General features: G+C 57.3%; 17 protein-coding genes. 12 read left to right on the top strand and 5 right to left on the bottom strand.

The annotated features are described in order from the left end of the window. The first annotated feature begins 2 nt into the window (after positions 1-2). Positions 3-1,007, top strand: a complete 1,005-nt coding sequence (gene hflC / locus R0140_RS24755; protein WP_002885662.1) for a protease modulator HflC — start codon at positions 3-5, stop codon at positions 1,005-1,007. An 82-nt stretch (positions 1,008-1,089) separates the two neighbouring features. Here hflC and R0140_RS24750 read toward each other — a convergent pair whose 3' ends face one another. Continuing rightward, positions 1,090-1,380, bottom strand: coding sequence for a hypothetical protein (locus R0140_RS24750; protein WP_008807192.1), 291 nt, complete (start codon positions 1,378-1,380; stop codon positions 1,090-1,092). A 223-nt stretch (positions 1,381-1,603) separates the two neighbouring features. On the opposite strand from R0140_RS24750, the gene R0140_RS24745 reads away from it, so the two are divergent. The 6 genes from R0140_RS24745 to R0140_RS24720 all read left to right on the top strand — a co-directional run bounded on the left by R0140_RS24745 (position 1,604) and on the right by R0140_RS24720 (position 8,830). Further along, positions 1,604-1,801 (top strand): DUF2065 domain-containing protein, encoded by a 198-nt coding sequence (locus tag R0140_RS24745; RefSeq protein ID WP_002885664.1) that lies wholly within the window; start codon positions 1,604-1,606, stop codon positions 1,799-1,801. A 102-nt stretch (positions 1,802-1,903) separates the two neighbouring features. Continuing rightward, complete coding sequence (locus R0140_RS24740; protein ID WP_008807190.1) at positions 1,904-3,202, top strand: adenylosuccinate synthase; 1,299 nt, start codon at positions 1,904-1,906, stop codon at positions 3,200-3,202. A gap of 150 nt (positions 3,203-3,352) precedes the next feature. Further along, positions 3,353-3,778, top strand: coding sequence for a nitric oxide-sensing transcriptional repressor NsrR (nsrR, locus tag R0140_RS24735; RefSeq protein WP_002885667.1), 426 nt, complete (start codon positions 3,353-3,355; stop codon positions 3,776-3,778). A gap of 36 nt (positions 3,779-3,814) precedes the next feature. After that, positions 3,815-6,253 (top strand): ribonuclease R, encoded by a 2,439-nt coding sequence (gene rnr, locus R0140_RS24730; protein ID WP_008807189.1) that lies wholly within the window; start codon positions 3,815-3,817, stop codon positions 6,251-6,253. An 82-nt stretch (positions 6,254-6,335) separates the two neighbouring features. Beyond that, positions 6,336-7,067, top strand: coding sequence for a 23S rRNA (guanosine(2251)-2'-O)-methyltransferase RlmB (gene rlmB / locus R0140_RS24725; protein ID WP_008807188.1), 732 nt, complete (start codon positions 6,336-6,338; stop codon positions 7,065-7,067). Between the two features lie 125 nt (positions 7,068-7,192). Then, the gene (locus tag R0140_RS24720) at positions 7,193-8,830 is read left to right on the top strand and encodes an isovaleryl-CoA dehydrogenase (RefSeq protein ID WP_016160152.1); all 1,638 of its coding nucleotides are present in this window, start codon (positions 7,193-7,195) and stop codon (positions 8,828-8,830) included. Here R0140_RS24720 and yjfN read toward each other — a convergent pair. Continuing rightward, positions 8,821-9,096 (bottom strand): DUF1471 family protease activator YjfN, encoded by a 276-nt coding sequence (yjfN, locus tag R0140_RS24715; protein WP_008807186.1) that lies wholly within the window; start codon positions 9,094-9,096, stop codon positions 8,821-8,823. The genes R0140_RS24720 and yjfN overlap by 10 nt on opposite strands. Positions 9,097-9,233: 137 nt before the next feature. Next, positions 9,234-9,542, bottom strand: coding sequence for a biofilm peroxide resistance protein BsmA (gene bsmA, locus R0140_RS24710; RefSeq protein WP_008807185.1), 309 nt, complete (start codon positions 9,540-9,542; stop codon positions 9,234-9,236). A 209-nt stretch (positions 9,543-9,751) separates the two neighbouring features. Here bsmA and yjfP point away from each other — a divergent pair, with 209 nt between their 5' ends. Then, positions 9,752-10,468, top strand: coding sequence for an esterase (gene yjfP / locus R0140_RS24705; protein WP_016160153.1), 717 nt, complete (start codon positions 9,752-9,754; stop codon positions 10,466-10,468). Here the strand turns inward: yjfP and ulaR are convergent. Together ulaR and ulaG are read right to left on the bottom strand one after the other, a co-directional pair. Beyond that, positions 10,465-11,220: an HTH-type transcriptional regulator UlaR gene (gene ulaR / locus R0140_RS24700; RefSeq protein ID WP_008807183.1), complete on the bottom strand. Its 756-nt coding sequence runs from the start codon at positions 11,218-11,220 to the stop codon at positions 10,465-10,467. The genes yjfP and ulaR overlap by 4 nt on opposite strands. A gap of 107 nt (positions 11,221-11,327) precedes the next feature. Then, positions 11,328-12,392 carry an L-ascorbate 6-phosphate lactonase gene (gene ulaG, locus R0140_RS24695; RefSeq protein WP_008807182.1) on the bottom strand — a complete coding sequence of 355 codons (1,065 nt, stop codon included), beginning with the start codon at positions 12,390-12,392 and terminating at the stop codon, positions 11,328-11,330. A 364-nt stretch (positions 12,393-12,756) separates the two neighbouring features. Here ulaG and ulaA point away from each other — a divergent pair, with 364 nt between their 5' ends. From ulaA to ulaD, 4 genes are read left to right on the top strand one after another with little or no spacing between them, the layout of a single operon-like run. Then, the gene (gene ulaA, locus R0140_RS24690; protein ID WP_012543107.1) at positions 12,757-14,157 is read left to right on the top strand and encodes a PTS ascorbate transporter subunit IIC; all 1,401 of its coding nucleotides are present in this window, start codon (positions 12,757-12,759) and stop codon (positions 14,155-14,157) included. Between the two features lie 12 nt (positions 14,158-14,169). Next, positions 14,170-14,475, top strand: a complete 306-nt coding sequence (ulaB, locus tag R0140_RS24685; protein WP_002885682.1) for a PTS ascorbate transporter subunit IIB — start codon at positions 14,170-14,172, stop codon at positions 14,473-14,475. A 9-nt stretch (positions 14,476-14,484) separates the two neighbouring features. Then, entirely contained in the window at positions 14,485-14,952 is a 468-nt protein-coding gene (gene ulaC, locus R0140_RS24680; protein ID WP_008807180.1) for a PTS ascorbate transporter subunit IIA, read from the top strand. Positions 14,953-14,965: 13 nt separating this feature from the next. Beyond that, positions 14,966-15,616, top strand: coding sequence for a 3-keto-L-gulonate-6-phosphate decarboxylase UlaD (ulaD, locus tag R0140_RS24675; protein ID WP_008807179.1), 651 nt, complete (start codon positions 14,966-14,968; stop codon positions 15,614-15,616). Positions 15,617-15,624: the final 8 nt, after the last annotated feature.

The following is a 15,624-nucleotide window of genomic DNA, read 5'->3' as shown; positions in this document are numbered from 1 at the left end:
CGATGCGTAAATCTGTTATCGCGATCATTGTCATCGTGCTGGTAGTGCTCTACATGTCAGTCTTTGTCGTAAAGGAAGGCGAGCGCGGGATTACGCTGCGTTTCGGTAAAGTTCTGCGCGACGACGAAAACAAGCCGCTGGTGTATGCGCCGGGCCTGCACTTCAAGATCCCGTTTATCGAATCGGTGAAGATGCTGGATGCGCGTATCCAGACCATGGACAACCAGGCTGACCGTTTTGTGACCAAAGAGAAAAAAGACCTGATCGTCGACTCCTATATCAAGTGGCGCATCAGTGACTTCAGCCGTTACTACTTGGCAACCGGCGGCGGCGACGTCTCCCAGGCCGAGGTGCTGCTGAAGCGTAAATTCTCTGACCGTCTGCGTTCTGAAATTGGTCGTCTGGATGTGAAAGACATCGTCACCGACTCCCGTGGCCGCCTGACGCTGGAAGTGCGCGATGCGCTGAACTCGGGTTCTGCTGGCACGGAAGACGAGGTCAGCACCCCGGCGGCTGATGACGCTATCGCCAAAGCCGCTGAGCGGGTGGAAGCGGAAACCAACGGCAAAGTGCAGGTGATCAACCCGAACAGTATGGCGGCGCTGGGTATCGAAGTTGTCGACGTGCGTATCAAACAGATCAACCTGCCGGCAGAAGTGTCGGAAGCGATTTATAACCGTATGCGCGCGGAGCGTGAAGCGGTTGCTCGTCGCCACCGTTCACAGGGTCAGGAAGAAGCTGAGAAACTGCGCGCGACCGCAGACTATGAAGTCACCAAGACGCTGGCGGAAGCCGAGCGCCAGGGTCGTATCCTGCGTGGTGAAGGTGATGCTGAATCGGCAAAACTGTTTGCCGACGCGTTCAGCCAGGATCCAGGCTTCTACTCCTTTATCCGTAGCCTGCGTGCCTATGAGAAGAGCTTCCAGAGCAACCAGGATGTGATGGTCCTGAGCCCGGACAGTGATTTCTTCCGCTATATGCGTTCACCGGATTCGGCGCGTAAATAAGCCGCAGAGGGTGTAAGCCTGAAGTGCTAACGCGAAAAGGCGCCTGTTTCAGGCGCCTTTTTTCATACTGCGGGGGCGTGAATTAGTTGCCGAGCAGTTTGTTCAGCAGGCCACCGATCACCGGCAGGCTCGCCAGCGCACTTTCGATGGTGCCACCGATAGTCGACCCAACGCTTTCGCCCAGGGTTTTGCCCAGGTCTGGCGCCAGGTCGGCCAGATTGAGGGTGCCAATCAGCGGCAGGTTGATGCTCAGGGCATCGGTACCCATCGTCCATGCGGCGGCGCCGACCTTGCTGCCTAAGGAAGCCAGGCCATCCTGCAACCAGCCTGCGCCGCTCACATTTTCGATTTCAAACGCGGTTAATTCTCTCATGATAATCTTCCTGATTATGTAGACGTACCGGGTTGTAGTACGCGACGGCATAGTTACAATTTAAAAAATATGGAGCAATACAATTAGTTGTGAATTTTGTTTCACCTTGCCAGTTCATAATGAAGATGAAATACGGGACAATATGAAATGAGTGAATGAATTCACCATGCTGGCCGATGACGCCCGCGAGGGCGACGATAATACTTTTCAATTAGGGTTGATAATGAACTCCACCATTTGGCTGGCGCTGGCGCTGGTTTTAGTACTCGAAGGGCTCGGCCCGCTGCTCTATCCTCGCGCCTGGCGCAAAATGGTCGCCAGCCTGAGCCAGTTACCGGATAATTTATTGCGCCGCTTTGGCGGCGGACTTGTGGTTGCAGGGATTGTGATCTACTACATGTTGAGGAAATCGATTGGCTGATCAAAAAGTGGTCGGATTTGCCTTATTTTGGATGCAAAAAGTGCTGTAACTCTGAAAAAGCGATGGTAGAATCCATTTTTAAGCAAACGGTGATTTTGAAAAATGGGTAACAACGTCGTCGTACTGGGCACCCAATGGGGTGACGAAGGTAAAGGGAAGATCGTCGATCTCCTGACAGAACGGGCTAAATATGTTGTGCGCTACCAGGGTGGCCATAACGCAGGCCATACTCTCGTAATCAACGGTGAAAAAACCGTCCTCCATCTTATTCCATCAGGTATTCTCCGTGAGAATGTAATCAGCATCATCGGTAACGGTGTTGTGCTGTCTCCGGCTGCGCTGATGAAAGAGATGAAAGGTCTGGAAGACCGTGGTATCCCTGTTCGTGAGCGTCTGCTGCTGTCCGAAGCCTGCCCGCTTATCCTCGACTATCACGTGGCGCTGGACGTCGCACGTGAGAAAGCACGCGGTGCGAAAGCTATCGGTACGACCGGTCGCGGTATCGGCCCGGCTTACGAAGATAAAGTTGCTCGTCGCGGTCTGCGCGTTGGCGACCTGTTTGATAAAGCCACCTTCGCTGACAAACTGAAAGAAGTGATGGAATATCACAACTTCCAGTTGGTGAACTTCTACAAAGCAGAAGCGGTTGACTACCAGAAAGTGCTGGACGATGTCATGGCGATTGCCGACATCCTCACCGGCATGGTCGTTGATGTTTCCGATCTGCTGGATCAGGCGCGTAAGCGCGGCGACTTCGTGATGTTCGAAGGCGCGCAGGGCACGCTGCTGGATATCGACCACGGTACCTATCCGTACGTAACTTCCTCCAACACCACAGCTGGTGGCGTGGCGACCGGTTCTGGCCTGGGTCCGCGTTATGTGGATTACGTACTGGGTATCATCAAAGCTTACTCGACTCGCGTAGGCGCGGGTCCGTTCCCAACCGAGCTGTTTGATGAAACTGGCGAGTTCCTCTGCAAGCAGGGTAACGAATTCGGCGCCACCACCGGTCGTCGTCGTCGTACCGGCTGGCTGGACGCGGTTGCAGTACGCCGCGCGGTGCAGATTAACTCCCTGTCCGGCTTCTGCCTGACTAAACTGGACGTCCTCGACGGCCTGAAAGAAGTGAAAATCTGCGTCGGCTACCGTATGCCGGACGGCCGTGAAGTGACCACCACTCCGCTGGCTGCCGACAACTGGGAAGGTATCGAGCCTATCTACGAAACCATGCCGGGCTGGTCCGAAACCACCTTTGGCGTGAAAGAGCGCAGCGGTCTGCCGCAGGCAGCGCTGAACTACATCGCTCGTATTGAAGAGCTGACCGGCGTGCCGGTGGATATCATCTCTACTGGTCCAGACCGTACCGAGACCATGATTCTGCGCGACCCGTTCGACGCGTAATCACTCTCAAGGGGCGCCGTTCGGGCGCCCTTGTTTTTGCTGTTCGCCCGCCCCATTTCAAATAAATTAGCGGCCTGAGCGCTGGCTGGTTTATCATCAATAATAATGATGTCGCTCGACATACCCTGTTTTCTTTTCCCTGAGGTTTATGTGCAGTTAACGAGTTTCACCGATTACGGATTACGCGCGCTGATTTATATGGCGTCGCTGCCGGAAGGACGCATGACCAGCATCTCGGAAGTGACCGAGGTCTATGGCGTCTCCCGTAATCATATGGTTAAAATAATCAATCAGTTAAGCCGCATGGGCTACGTGACTGCCGTGCGGGGGAAGAATGGGGGCATTCGCCTCGGTAAACCAGCAGGGCAGATCCGCGTGGGCGACGTGGTGCGCGACCTTGAACCCTTATCGCTGGTCAACTGCAGCAGCGAATTTTGCCACATTACACCAGCCTGTCGTCTGAAACAGGCGCTAGCTGAAGCCGCGCAGAGTTTTCTCAAGGAGCTGGATAACTATACGCTGGCTGATTTGGTTGAGAAGAATCAACCGCTTTATAAATTATTACTGGTGGAGTGACGCCACTCTGCCGGAGATGACAACGGAGGAACCGATATGTCACAAGATCCATTCCAGGAACGCGAAGCTGAGAAGTACGCGAATCCCATCCCGAGCCGGGAATTTATCCTCGAACATTTAACCAAACGGGAAAAGCCTGCCAGCCGCGATGAGCTGGCCATCGAGTTGAATATTGAGGGCGAAGAACAAATAGAAGCGCTGCGCCGCCGCCTGCGCGCGATGGAGCGCGACGGTCAGCTGGTCTTCACACGCCGCCAGTGCTATGCGCTGCCGGAGCGTCTTGATCTCCTCAAAGGTACCGTTATTGGCCACCGTGATGGCTATGGATTCCTGCGCGTTGAAGGGCGCAAGGACGATCTGTATCTGTCGTCAGAGCAGATGAAAACCTGTATTCACGGTGACCAGGTGCTGGCCCAGCCGCTGGGTGCGGACCGTAAGGGCCGCCGCGAGGCGCGCATCGTTCGTGTGCTGGTACCGAAAACCAGCCAGATTGTTGGCCGCTACTTCACCGACGCTGGTGTCGGCTTCGTCGTCCCGGACGACAGTCGCCTGAGCTTCGATATCCTGATCCCGCCTGAAGATATTATGGGCGCGCGGATGGGCTACGTGGTGGTGGTCGAACTGACCCAGCGCCCAACCCGCCGCACCAAAGCGGTCGGGAAAATCGTCGAAGTGCTGGGCGACAACATGGGCACCGGCATGGCCGTCGATATGGCGCTGCGTACCCATGAAATTCCTTACGTCTGGCCGCCGGCGGTGGAAAAACAAGTTTCCGGCCTCAAAGAGCAGGTGCCGGAAGAGGCGAAAGCCGGACGCGTCGATCTGCGCTCTCTGCCGCTGGTCACTATTGATGGCGAAGATGCCCGCGACTTCGATGACGCGGTGTACTGCGAGAAGAAACGCGGCGGCGGCTGGCGTCTGTGGGTGGCTATCGCCGACGTGAGCTACTATGTGCGCCCTGGTACGCCGCTGGACGGCGAAGCGCGTAGCCGCGGGACGTCGGTCTACTTCCCGTCGCAGGTGGTACCGATGCTGCCGGAAGTGCTGTCGAACGGCCTGTGCTCGCTGAACCCGCAGGTCGATCGCCTGTGTATGGTGTGCGAGATGACGATTTCGTCAAAAGGCCGCCTGACCGGCTTTAAGTTCTATGAAGCGGTGATGAGTTCACATGCTCGCCTGACCTACACCAAAGTGTGGCATATGCTGCAGGGCGATCAGGAGCTGCGCGAACACTACGCGCCGCTGGTGAAGCATATTGAAGAGCTGCATAACCTCTACAAAGTGCTGGAGAGCGCCCGCGAAGAGCGCGGCGGTATCTCATTTGAAAGTGAAGAAGCTAAATTCATCTTCAATGCCGAACGCCGTATTGAGCGTATCGAACAGACTCAGCGTAACGATGCGCATAAGCTGATTGAAGAGTGTATGATCCTGGCGAACATCTCCGCCGCGCGTTTCGTTGAGAAAGCGCAGGAGCCGGCACTGTTCCGTATCCACGATAAGCCAAGCACCGAAGCGATTACCTCGTTCCGTACCGTGCTGGCTGAGCTGGGACTGGAGCTGCCGGGCGGCAACAAGCCGGAGCCGCGCGATTACGCCGAACTGTTGACCTCCATTGCCGATCGTCCGGATGCCGAAATGCTGCAAACGATGCTCCTGCGCTCCATGAAGCAGGCGGTCTACGATCCGGAAAACCGTGGCCACTTTGGCCTGGCACTGCAGTCATACGCCCACTTCACCTCGCCGATTCGCCGCTACCCGGATCTGTCGCTCCACCGCGCCATCAAGTATCTGCTGGCAAAAGAGCAGGGACATAAAGGGAATAGCACCGAGACCGGCGGCTGGCACTACAGCATGGAAGAGATGCTCCAGCTGGGCCAGCACTGTTCGATGACCGAGCGCCGCGCCGACGAAGCGACGCGTGAAGTGTCCGACTGGCTGAAGTGCGACTTCATGCAGGATCAGGTGGGCAACACCTTCTCCGGTGTCATCGCCAGCGTGACCGGCTTTGGCTTCTTTGTCCGCCTGAACGATCTGTTTATCGATGGTCTGGTGCATGTCTCCTCCCTGGATAACGACTATTACCGTTTTGACCAGGTTGGCCAGCGGCTGATCGGCGAGTCCGGCGGCCAGACTTATCGTCTGGGCGACCGCGTGGAAGTCCGCGTGGAAGCCGTCAACATGGATGAGCGTAAGATTGATTTCAGCCTGATTTCCAGCGAGCGTGCGCCGCGTAATGTTGGCAAAACCGCCCGTGAGAAAGCGAAAAAGAGCACCTCTGGCAAACCGGGTGGCCGTCGCCGCCAGGTGGGTAAACAGGTGAACTTCGAGCCGGATAGCGCGTTCCGCAAAGAAAAAGACCAGGCTAAAGCGAAGCCCAAAGGCGAGAAGAAAGCGAAAAAACCGTCGGCGAAAACACAGAAAATCGCCGCCGCGACCAAAGCCAAGCGCGCGGCAAAGAAGAAAATCGCCGAGTGATTGACGTCCCTTCACCCCAGCAGTCTGCTGGCGCAGAACGGGGTGAAGGGGACGGATAACAGAACCTAAAACGAGTACATCAATGAGTGAAATGATTTACGGCATCCATGCGGTGCAGGCACTGCTGGAACGCGCACCTGAGCGTTTTCAGGAAGTTTATATTCTGAAAGGCCGTGAGGATAAGCGCCTGCTGCCGCTGATCCATGCCCTGGAAGCGCAGGGCGTGGTGATTCAGGTGGCCAACCGCCAGTTCCTCGATGAGAAGAGCGAAGGCGCGGTGCATCAGGGGATCATTGCCCGCGTGAAGCCAGGACGTCAGTATCAGGAGAACGATCTGCCGGATCTGCTGGCGCAGCACGATCAGCCGTTCCTGCTGATCCTCGACGGCGTAACCGATCCGCACAACCTCGGCGCCTGCCTGCGTAGCGCTGATGCCGCTGGTGTGCATGCGGTGATCGTGCCAAAAGATCGTTCCGCTCAGCTGAATGCGACGGCGAAGAAAGTGGCCTGCGGCGCGGCGGAGAACGTCCCGCTGATCCGCGTGACCAACCTGGCGCGTACCATGCGTCTGCTGCAGGAAGCGAACGTCTGGATCGTCGGGACCGCTGGCGAAGCCGACCATACGCTGTTCCAGAGCAAAATGACCGGCCCGATGGCGCTGGTGATGGGCGCTGAAGGTGAAGGTATGCGTCGTCTGACCCGCGAGCACTGCGATGAGCTGATCAGCATCCCGATGGCGGGTAGCGTCTCCTCGCTGAACGTCTCGGTGGCCACCGGCATCTGCCTGTTTGAAGCGGTGCGCCAGCGCAGCTAAGCTGAACCGTCGACGAATCCAAAAAAGCCATCCTCCGGGATGGCTTTTTTGTGACCGCTTTCGCGGGCGAGAATCCCCCTGGAAAACCATACTTATGGCTATCGCCATTGATGGAGGGAGACACGATGCACTGGCAAACGCACACCGTTTTTAATCAACCGACTCCGCTGAATAACAGCAATCTTTTCCTGTCCGATACCGCCTTGCGTGAAGCGGTGGTCCGCGAAGGCGCCGGCTGGGATGGCGATCTGCTCGCCAGCATTGGCCAGCAGCTGGGGACCGCCGAATCGCTGGAGCTGGGACGCCTGGCCAACAGTAACCCACCGGAGCTGCTGCGCTATGACGCCACTGGCGCCCGGCTGGACGACGTACGCTTCCATCCCGCCTGGCACCTGCTGATGCAGGGGCTGTGCGCGAACCGGGTGCATAACCTCGCCTGGCAGGAGGATGCCCGCGAAAGCGCGTTTGTGGCGCGTGCCGCCCGCTTTCTGCTTCATGCCCAGGTGGAGGCCGGGACGTTGTGCCCGATTACCATGACCTTCGCCGCGACGCCCCTGCTGCAGCACGCCCTGCCCGCGCCCTTTCGCGACTGGCTGTCGCCGCTGCTGAGCGACCGTTACGATCCCCACCTCGCGCCTGGCGGCCAGAAGCGCGGCCTGCTGATCGGCATGGGGATGACCGAGAAGCAAGGGGGCTCCGATGTGCTGAGCAATACCACCCGCGCGGAGAAAACGGCGGAAGGGTTTTACCGGCTGGTGGGACACAAGTGGTTCTTCTCAGTGCCGCAGAGCGATGCCCACCTGGTGCTGGCCCAGGCCCCCGCGGGACTGTCGTGCTTCTTTGTGCCGCGTCTGCTGCCCGACGGGCAGCGCAACGGCGTGCGTCTTGAACGCTTAAAAGAGAAGCTCGGCAACCGCTCCAACGCCAGCAGTGAAGTGGAGTTTTATGATGCCTGCGGCTGGCTGGTGGGCGAAGAGGGCGACGGCGTGCGGCAGATCCTCAGGATGGGCGGCCTGACCCGCTTTGACTGCGCGCTGGGCAGCCATGCCCTGATGCGTCGCGCCTTCTCGGTGGCGCTGTATCACGCGCTACAGCGTCAGGCGTTTGGCAAAAACCTGGTCGATCAGCCGATGATGCGCCAGCTGCTGGGGCAAATGGCGCTGCGTCTGGAGGGGCAAACCGCGTTTCTGTTTCGCCTGGCTCGCGCCTGGGACCGTCGGGAGGATGCCCGGGAAAGCGCCTGGGCGCGCCTGTTTACGCCGGCGGCCAAATTTGCCATCTGCAAGGCCGGCATCCCGTTTGTCGCCGAGGCGATGGAAGTGCTCGGCGGCATCGGCTATTGCGAGGAGAGCGAACTCCCGCGCCTCTACCGTGAGATGCCGGTCAACAGCATCTGGGAAGGTTCCGGCAACATTATGTGTCTCGATGTCATGCGGGTGCTCAGCAAGCAGCCGGCGGCGATGGAGCTGCTGGCGGCAGAGTGCGCGGAGGTGAAAGGACAGAATCGCCATCTCGACCGCGCGTGGCGTCAACTGCAGCAGCTGCTGAGACGGCCCGCCGAAGAGCAGGGGAGAGAGATTGCCCGGCTGGTCTATCGTCTTGGCGCGGGGGCGCAGATGCTGCGCCACGCTTCGCCGCCGCTGGCTGAAGCCTGGTGTCGGATGATGCTCGACACCCGCGGCGGCATGCGTCTTGATGCGCCGACCCTCGACGACCTGCTGCTGCGGGCCATGGGGCGCGGGCGCCAGGCGCCTCAGGCGTAGAGAATGGCCTGAACGCGCCAGCTGTCCGGCTGTTGTTCTTCGTACATCTGAATAATGCGATACCAGGAGGCGCCTTGCTCGTCCGCTTTGCGGGCAATGGCGTGCTCCACATCCTGTTGGCTGCCGGAAAGATTAGTGACGGAGATCAGACCGATTTCATTCAGGCCAGTGACGCAATCCGCGCTGGCGAATTCGGCTGACTGCGCGGACGTATTGGCCGTCGCAGCGGTAAACAGCAGGCTGGGTAGGGTAAAAGATCGTTTCATCGTCAGCTCCATTTCACGTAGTCCCAAGGGCAGTCCGTTGCTAACGTCCTGCCAGGTGGCTGGCCGAACGTTATTATGCACAGGAGAACGTGAATGGACGCAAAGCTGTGTAAAGCAGATTTAAAGACGCCGCCTCGTCATCGACGATAGAGGATCGCCTGCGAATACCACTGGCCGGGTACCATGGTGTCATCGATCATGATGATGACGTAGTAATCGGCTTTGGCCGCTTCTGCTTTGGCCTTCAGCGCCGCTTCGACATCCATCGGCGAACCGTACATCAGCACACTCACCGTGGCCATTTTCTGCAGGCCAGCCGTCTGGTTACGCTGGATCTCCTGCGGATGGTCGGTGGCGGGCGGCGGGGCTTCCGGCGTTCCCTGCAAGGCACTACACCCGCTGAGGACGATAGCCAGTAACCACGGTGAAAACCTGCGCATAACCATATCTCGTTTCCTGATAGTGATAGTGTAGTGGTAGCCTTAACAGGATTGCCGGGGAATGTTCCCGAACTGTTATCTCTGACGCGATTTTCGAATGAAAATGTTGTGAAAGCGTAACCGGGTTCTCAACATTATGAATCGTAGCAAACTGGGTTGCCCGGTGAATGAATTTTCCCATGACGCCTTACCACGATAGAGAAGGGAGACGATAAATGATTGCACTAGAAATGCGCAACCTCGGCGGCGGTGAAATTTTGCATGCCTGCCCGCAGGAGAGTCTGGATAAACCCTTGCCCTGTATCGTCTTTTATCATGGCTTTACCTCCTCGAAGCTGGTCTACAGCTACTTTGCGGTGGCGTTGGCCGAGGCGGGCTTCCGGGTGATCATGCCGGATGCGCCGGAGCATGGGGCGCGTTATCAGGGCGACGAGGCCGGGCGGATGCAGCGCTTCTGGCCGATCCTGCAGCAGAATTTCAGGGAGTTTCCCGCGTTGCGCGAGGCGATTATCGCCGAGGGATGGCTGGAGGGAGAGCGGCTGGCGGTGGCTGGCGCCTCGATGGGAGGGATGACGGCGCTGGGCATCATGACGCACCATCCCGAACTGAACAGCGTCGCTTGTCTGATGGGGTCGGGCTATTTTCGTTCGCTGTCGCAAACCCTGTTTCCCTCGCCTGGCTTTGATGCTGACAGTCTCCGCGAATGGGATGTCAGCCATCAGCTGGCGTCCCTTGCCCGGCGGCCGCTGTTGCTCTGGCATGGGGACGCTGACGATGTGGTGCCGCCGGAAGAGACCTTCCGTCTTGAGCAGGCGCTGCGGCAAGGCGATCTTACCGCCAGGCTGACCTGCGTCTGGCAAAAGGGCGTCCGCCATCGCATTACGCCAGAGGCGCTGGCCGCGACGGTCGCCTTTTTCCGCCAGCATCTTTAAACGCGGATCACGCTGACGCCCTGATCCTCAAGCTGTTTGAGGATTGCGGCATCAGCCTGTTTCCCGGTGATCACCACGTCAATTTGCCCGGCCTGGCTGAATAACATCCCGGCGCGCTCGCCGACCTTGCTGCTGTCGACCAGCACCGCCAGTTTGCCGACCACGTTGAGCATTTTCTGCTCGGCCATGGCGGTCAACATATCGGTTTTGTAGAGCCCTTCGGCGGTGAGTCCTTTGCCGCTGGTGAACATCCAGTGCCCGGCATACAGGCTGTTTTCGCTACCGTGGGGGCTGAGCGTGATGGCGTGGCTGCGGTTATACTGCCCGCCCATGATAATCACGCTGTCGTGCTCCTGATCGATCAGATAATTAGCCAGCGGCAGATAGTTGGTGATGATCTGCACCGGTTTACCGCACAATTCCCGCCCCAGCAGAAAGGCGGTGGAGCCGCAGTTAATGACGATACTTTCCCCCGGCGCGATCAGCTGCGAAGCGGCGCGTGCGATACGCACTTTTTCATCCAGATTTTGCGCCTGGTGGATGTTCATTGGCGTCCAGCGGGGGCGCTGCTCACTAATGGCTTCCGCGCCATTGCGAACCTTTTTCAGTTTGCCGCTTTCATCCAGCTTGTTGATATCACGTCGGGCGGTTGCGGGTGAGATCCCGAGCCGCGACATCACCTGCTCTACGGTAACAAACCCCGTTTGGGCGAGCAGATCCAGCAGAATTTGGTGCCTTTGCGCTTCCGTCATGAGCGAATCCGATTAAAAGTGAACGGCAAAGATGATATTTGAAATCATGTGAAAATACTAACCCTGAGACGGGGTATTTCCGGCAGGCAGTGCCTGCCGGAGGCGGCTTACAGGAAGGATTTGAACGGCAGGTCCGGCTCAATGGTGAAGCAGTCATCGAAGCCGCGCGGGTAGTGATATTCGAAATTGTCTTTATCCAGCGGCCAGGTAAATTTGCCGCCGACCTGCCAGATAAACGGCTTGAAGCCGTACTTCAGACGATCCTTTTTCATCTCCCACAGGACGCGGATCTCCTGCGGATCGGCCTGAAAGTTTGACCAGATATCATGGTGGAACGGGATCACCACTTTGGCGTTGAGCGACTCCGCCATACGCAGGATATCGGCGCTGGTCATTTTGTCGGTGATGCCGCGCGGGTTCTCGCCATACGAGCCGAGGGCGACGTCAATTTGATGCTCGTTGCCGTGTTTCGCGTAGTAGTTGGAGTAGTGGGAATCGCCGCTGTGGTAGAGATTGCCGCCCGGTGTTTTAAACAGATAGTTGACTGCGCGCTGGTCCATGCCGTCCGGCAGCACGCCGGCGGCTTTTTGATCCGCCGGGAGGGTGATCAGCGCCGTGCGATCGAACGCGTCGAGCGCGTGGATCTCAATGTCTTTGATCTTCACCACATCACCGGGCTTCATGACTATACAGCGCGCTTTCGGTACGCCCCAGCCGATCCACAGGTCGACGCAGGTTTTCGGCCCAATAAAGGGCACATCGGCCGGGCAGTTCTGCATCACGGCGGCGGCGACGTTGACGTCAATATGATCGTTATGATCATGGGTCGCCAGTACGGCGTCAATCTGGCGAATGGCGAACGGATCGAGCACGAACGGGGTGGTGCGCAGGTTTGGCTGCAGTTTCTTCACCCCCGCCATCCGCTGCATTTGATGGCCGGTTTTCATCAGCGGATTGCCGTGGCTCTGTTTACCGGTGCCGCACCAGAAATCGACGCAGACGTTAGCCCCACCCTCGGATTTTAACCAGATGCCGGTACAGCCCAGCCACCACATGGCGAAGGTGCCTGGCGCAACCTGCTCTTGTTCAATCTCTTCATTCAGCCAGCTACCCCATTCCGGAAAGGTGTTCAGGATCCATGATTCTCGGGTGATGGTTTGGACTTTACTCATCGCGGTCTTCCTCATGCATTTTCAAAAGTAATCAGTATTTGATTGGTTTTGATTTATGTTGTCACTGTGTTTTCAAGATTGCAATCTTGTTTTCCTGCATTTTTGCGAGGCGTCGCGCATAATTTCCGGGCTCTATCCGCTCAAATTGACGTTAGGTGTTGTTTTATCTATATGATTTAAATGTTTATTTATGTGTCTACGTACATAATTGGTAATGACCAGAGTGAAAGTGAGGATTATTGCGGCGTACGTCACATTTAATCAAATTCAATCTTGTTGTGATTATTTTTGATTATTAGAGTGAGGGCGACGACAACTGCTGAGCGACATGCGCGTTCAAAGCCTTCCTCTTCTGGAGTGTGTTATGGAGATCCTCTACAACATCTTTACCGTCTTCTTTAATCAGGTCATGACCAATGCCCCGCTGCTGCTGGGTATCGTGACCTGCCTTGGCTATATCCTGTTGCGTAAAAGCGTCAGCGTGATTATCAAAGGTACGATCAAAACCATCATTGGTTTCATGCTGTTACAAGCCGGTTCCGGCATCCTCACCAGCACCTTTAAGCCGGTGGTGGCGAAAATGTCAGAGGTCTATGGCATCAATGGCGCGATTTCCGATACTTACGCCTCGATGATGGCGACCATCGACCGGATGGGCGAGGCCTACAGCTGGGTAGGGTATGCGGTGCTCCTGGCACTGGCGCTGAACATCTGTTACGTCCTGCTGCGCCGCATTACCGGTATCCGCACCATCATGCTGACTGGCCATATCATGTTTCAGCAGGCGGGGCTGATTGCGGTCTCGTTCTTCATCTTTGGTTACGGGATGTGGACGACCATTATCTGCACCGCGGTACTGGTCTCTCTGTACTGGGGGATCACCTCCAACATGATGTTCAAGCCTACCCAACTGGTCACCGACGGCTGCGGTTTTTCCATCGGTCACCAGCAGCAGTTTGCCTCGTGGATTGCCTACAAAGTGGCGCCGTATCTGGGGAAAAAAGAGGAGAGCGTCGAAGACCTCAAGCTGCCCGGCTGGCTGAATATCTTCCACGACAACATCGTCTCTACCGCGATTGTGATGACCATTTTCTTTGGCGCGATCCTGCTTTCCTTCGGTATTGATGTGGTGCAGGCGATGGCGGGCAAAACCCACTGGACGGTCTATATCCTGCAGACCGGTTTCTCCTTCGCGGTGGCTATTTTCATCATTACCCAGGGCGTGCGGATGTTCGTCGCCGAACTGTCCGAAGCCTTCAACGGCATCTCGCAACGCCTGATCCCCGGCGCGGTGCTGGCGATTGACTGCGCCGCGATCTACAGCTTTGCGCCGAATGCGGTGGTGTGGGGCTTTATGTGGGGCACCATCGGCCAGCTGATTGCCGTGGGCATTCTGGTCGGCATCGGCTCTTCAATTCTGATTATTCCAGGCTTTATCCCGATGTTCTTCTCCAACGCGACGATTGGCGTTTTTGCCAACCATTTCGGCGGCTGGCGTGCGGCGCTCAAGATCTGCCTTGTGATGGGCATGGTTGAAATTTTCGGCTGCGTATGGGCGGTGAAGCTCACCGGTATGAGCGCCTGGATGGGGATGGCGGACTGGTCGATTCTGGCGCCGCCGATGATGCAGGGCTTCGCCTCCATCGGGCTGGCGTTTATGGCCGTCATCATCCTGATTGCACTGGCTTATATGTTCTTCGCCGGCCGCGCGCTGCGTGCCGAGGAAGACGCGGAAAAACAACTGGCAGAGGCCTCTGCCCAATAAGGAGTTCTGATTATGACCGTACGTATTCTGGCTGTGTGTGGCAACGGGCAAGGCAGTTCCATGATCATGAAAATGAAGGTGGATCAGTTCCTGACGCAATCCAACATCGACCACACGGTAAACAGCTGCGCGGTAGGTGAATACAAAAGCGAACTGAACGGCGCGGATATCATCATCGCTTCAACCCATATCGCGGGGGAGATTACCGTCTCCGGCAATAAACACGTGGTGGGCGTACGCAATATGCTGTCGCCGGCGGATTTCGGCCCAAAACTGCTGGAGGTGATCAAAGCTCACTTCCCGCAGGACGTGAAATAAGGAGCGGCCATGAAACTGCATGACTCACTGGCGCAGAACCACTCCATTCGCCTGCAGGCGGAAGCGGAAACCTGGCAGGAGGCGGTGAAAATCGGCGTCGATCTGCTGGTGGCCGCCGACGTCGTGGAACCGCGTTACTACCAGGCGATCCTCGACGGCGTCGCGCAACATGGCCCCTATTTTGTTATCGCGCCGGGGCTGGCGATGCCGCACGGGCGGCCGGAAGAGGGCGTTAAGAAAACCGGCTTTGCGCTGGTGACGCTAAAAAAACCGCTGATTTTCAATCATGAAGATAACGACCCGGTCGACATTCTGATCACCATGGCGGCGGTTGACGCCACCACCCACCAGGAGGTGGGCATCATGCAGATCGTTAACCTGTTTGACGATGAAGCCAATTTCGACCGTTTACGCGCCTGCCGTAGCGAGCAGGAAGTGCTGGATTTAATCAAAAACGCCACCGCGGCGGCTGTTTAAAAGGAACACCATCATGTCATTACCTATGTTACAGGTCGCTCTGGACAACCAAACGCTGGCCAGTGCCTATGAAACGACCCGCCTGATCGCCGAAGAGGTGGATATCATTGAAGTCGGTACTATTCTTTGCGTCGGCGAAGGGGTGCGTGCGGTGCGCGATCTGAAGGCGCTGTATCCGCATAAAATCGTGCTGGCGGACGCCAAAATTGCCGACGCCGGCAAGATCCTGTCGCGGATGTGCTTTGAAGCCAACGCCGACTGGGTCACGGTGATCTGCTGTGCCGATATCAATACCGCCAAAGGGGCGCTGGACGTCGCCAAAGAATTTAACGGCGATGTGCAAATTGAGCTGACCGGCTTCTGGACCTGGGAACAGGCGCAGGCATGGCGCGAGGCGGGTATTCAGCAGGTGGTCTATCACCGCAGCCGCGACGCACAGGCGGCAGGCGTGGCGTGGAGCGAGGCGGATATCAGCGCGATTAAACGTTTGTCCGATATGGGCTTCAAAGTGACTGTCACCGGCGGTCTGGCGCTGGAAGACCTGCCGCTGTTCGCGGGTATCCCTATTCACGTCTTTATTGCCGGGCGCAGCATCCGCGATGCCGCCTCGCCGGTGGAAGCGGCGCGCCAGTTTAAACGCTCTATCGCCCAGCTGTGGGGTTAAGGAGCGGT

Source organism: Klebsiella sp. w6 (assembly GCF_033100215.1).
Classification (GTDB): Bacteria; Pseudomonadota; Gammaproteobacteria; order Enterobacterales; family Enterobacteriaceae; genus Klebsiella; species Klebsiella variicola.
The sequence above is the reverse complement of the archived record's forward strand: the minus strand, read 5'-3'. Positions and strand labels throughout refer to the sequence as shown.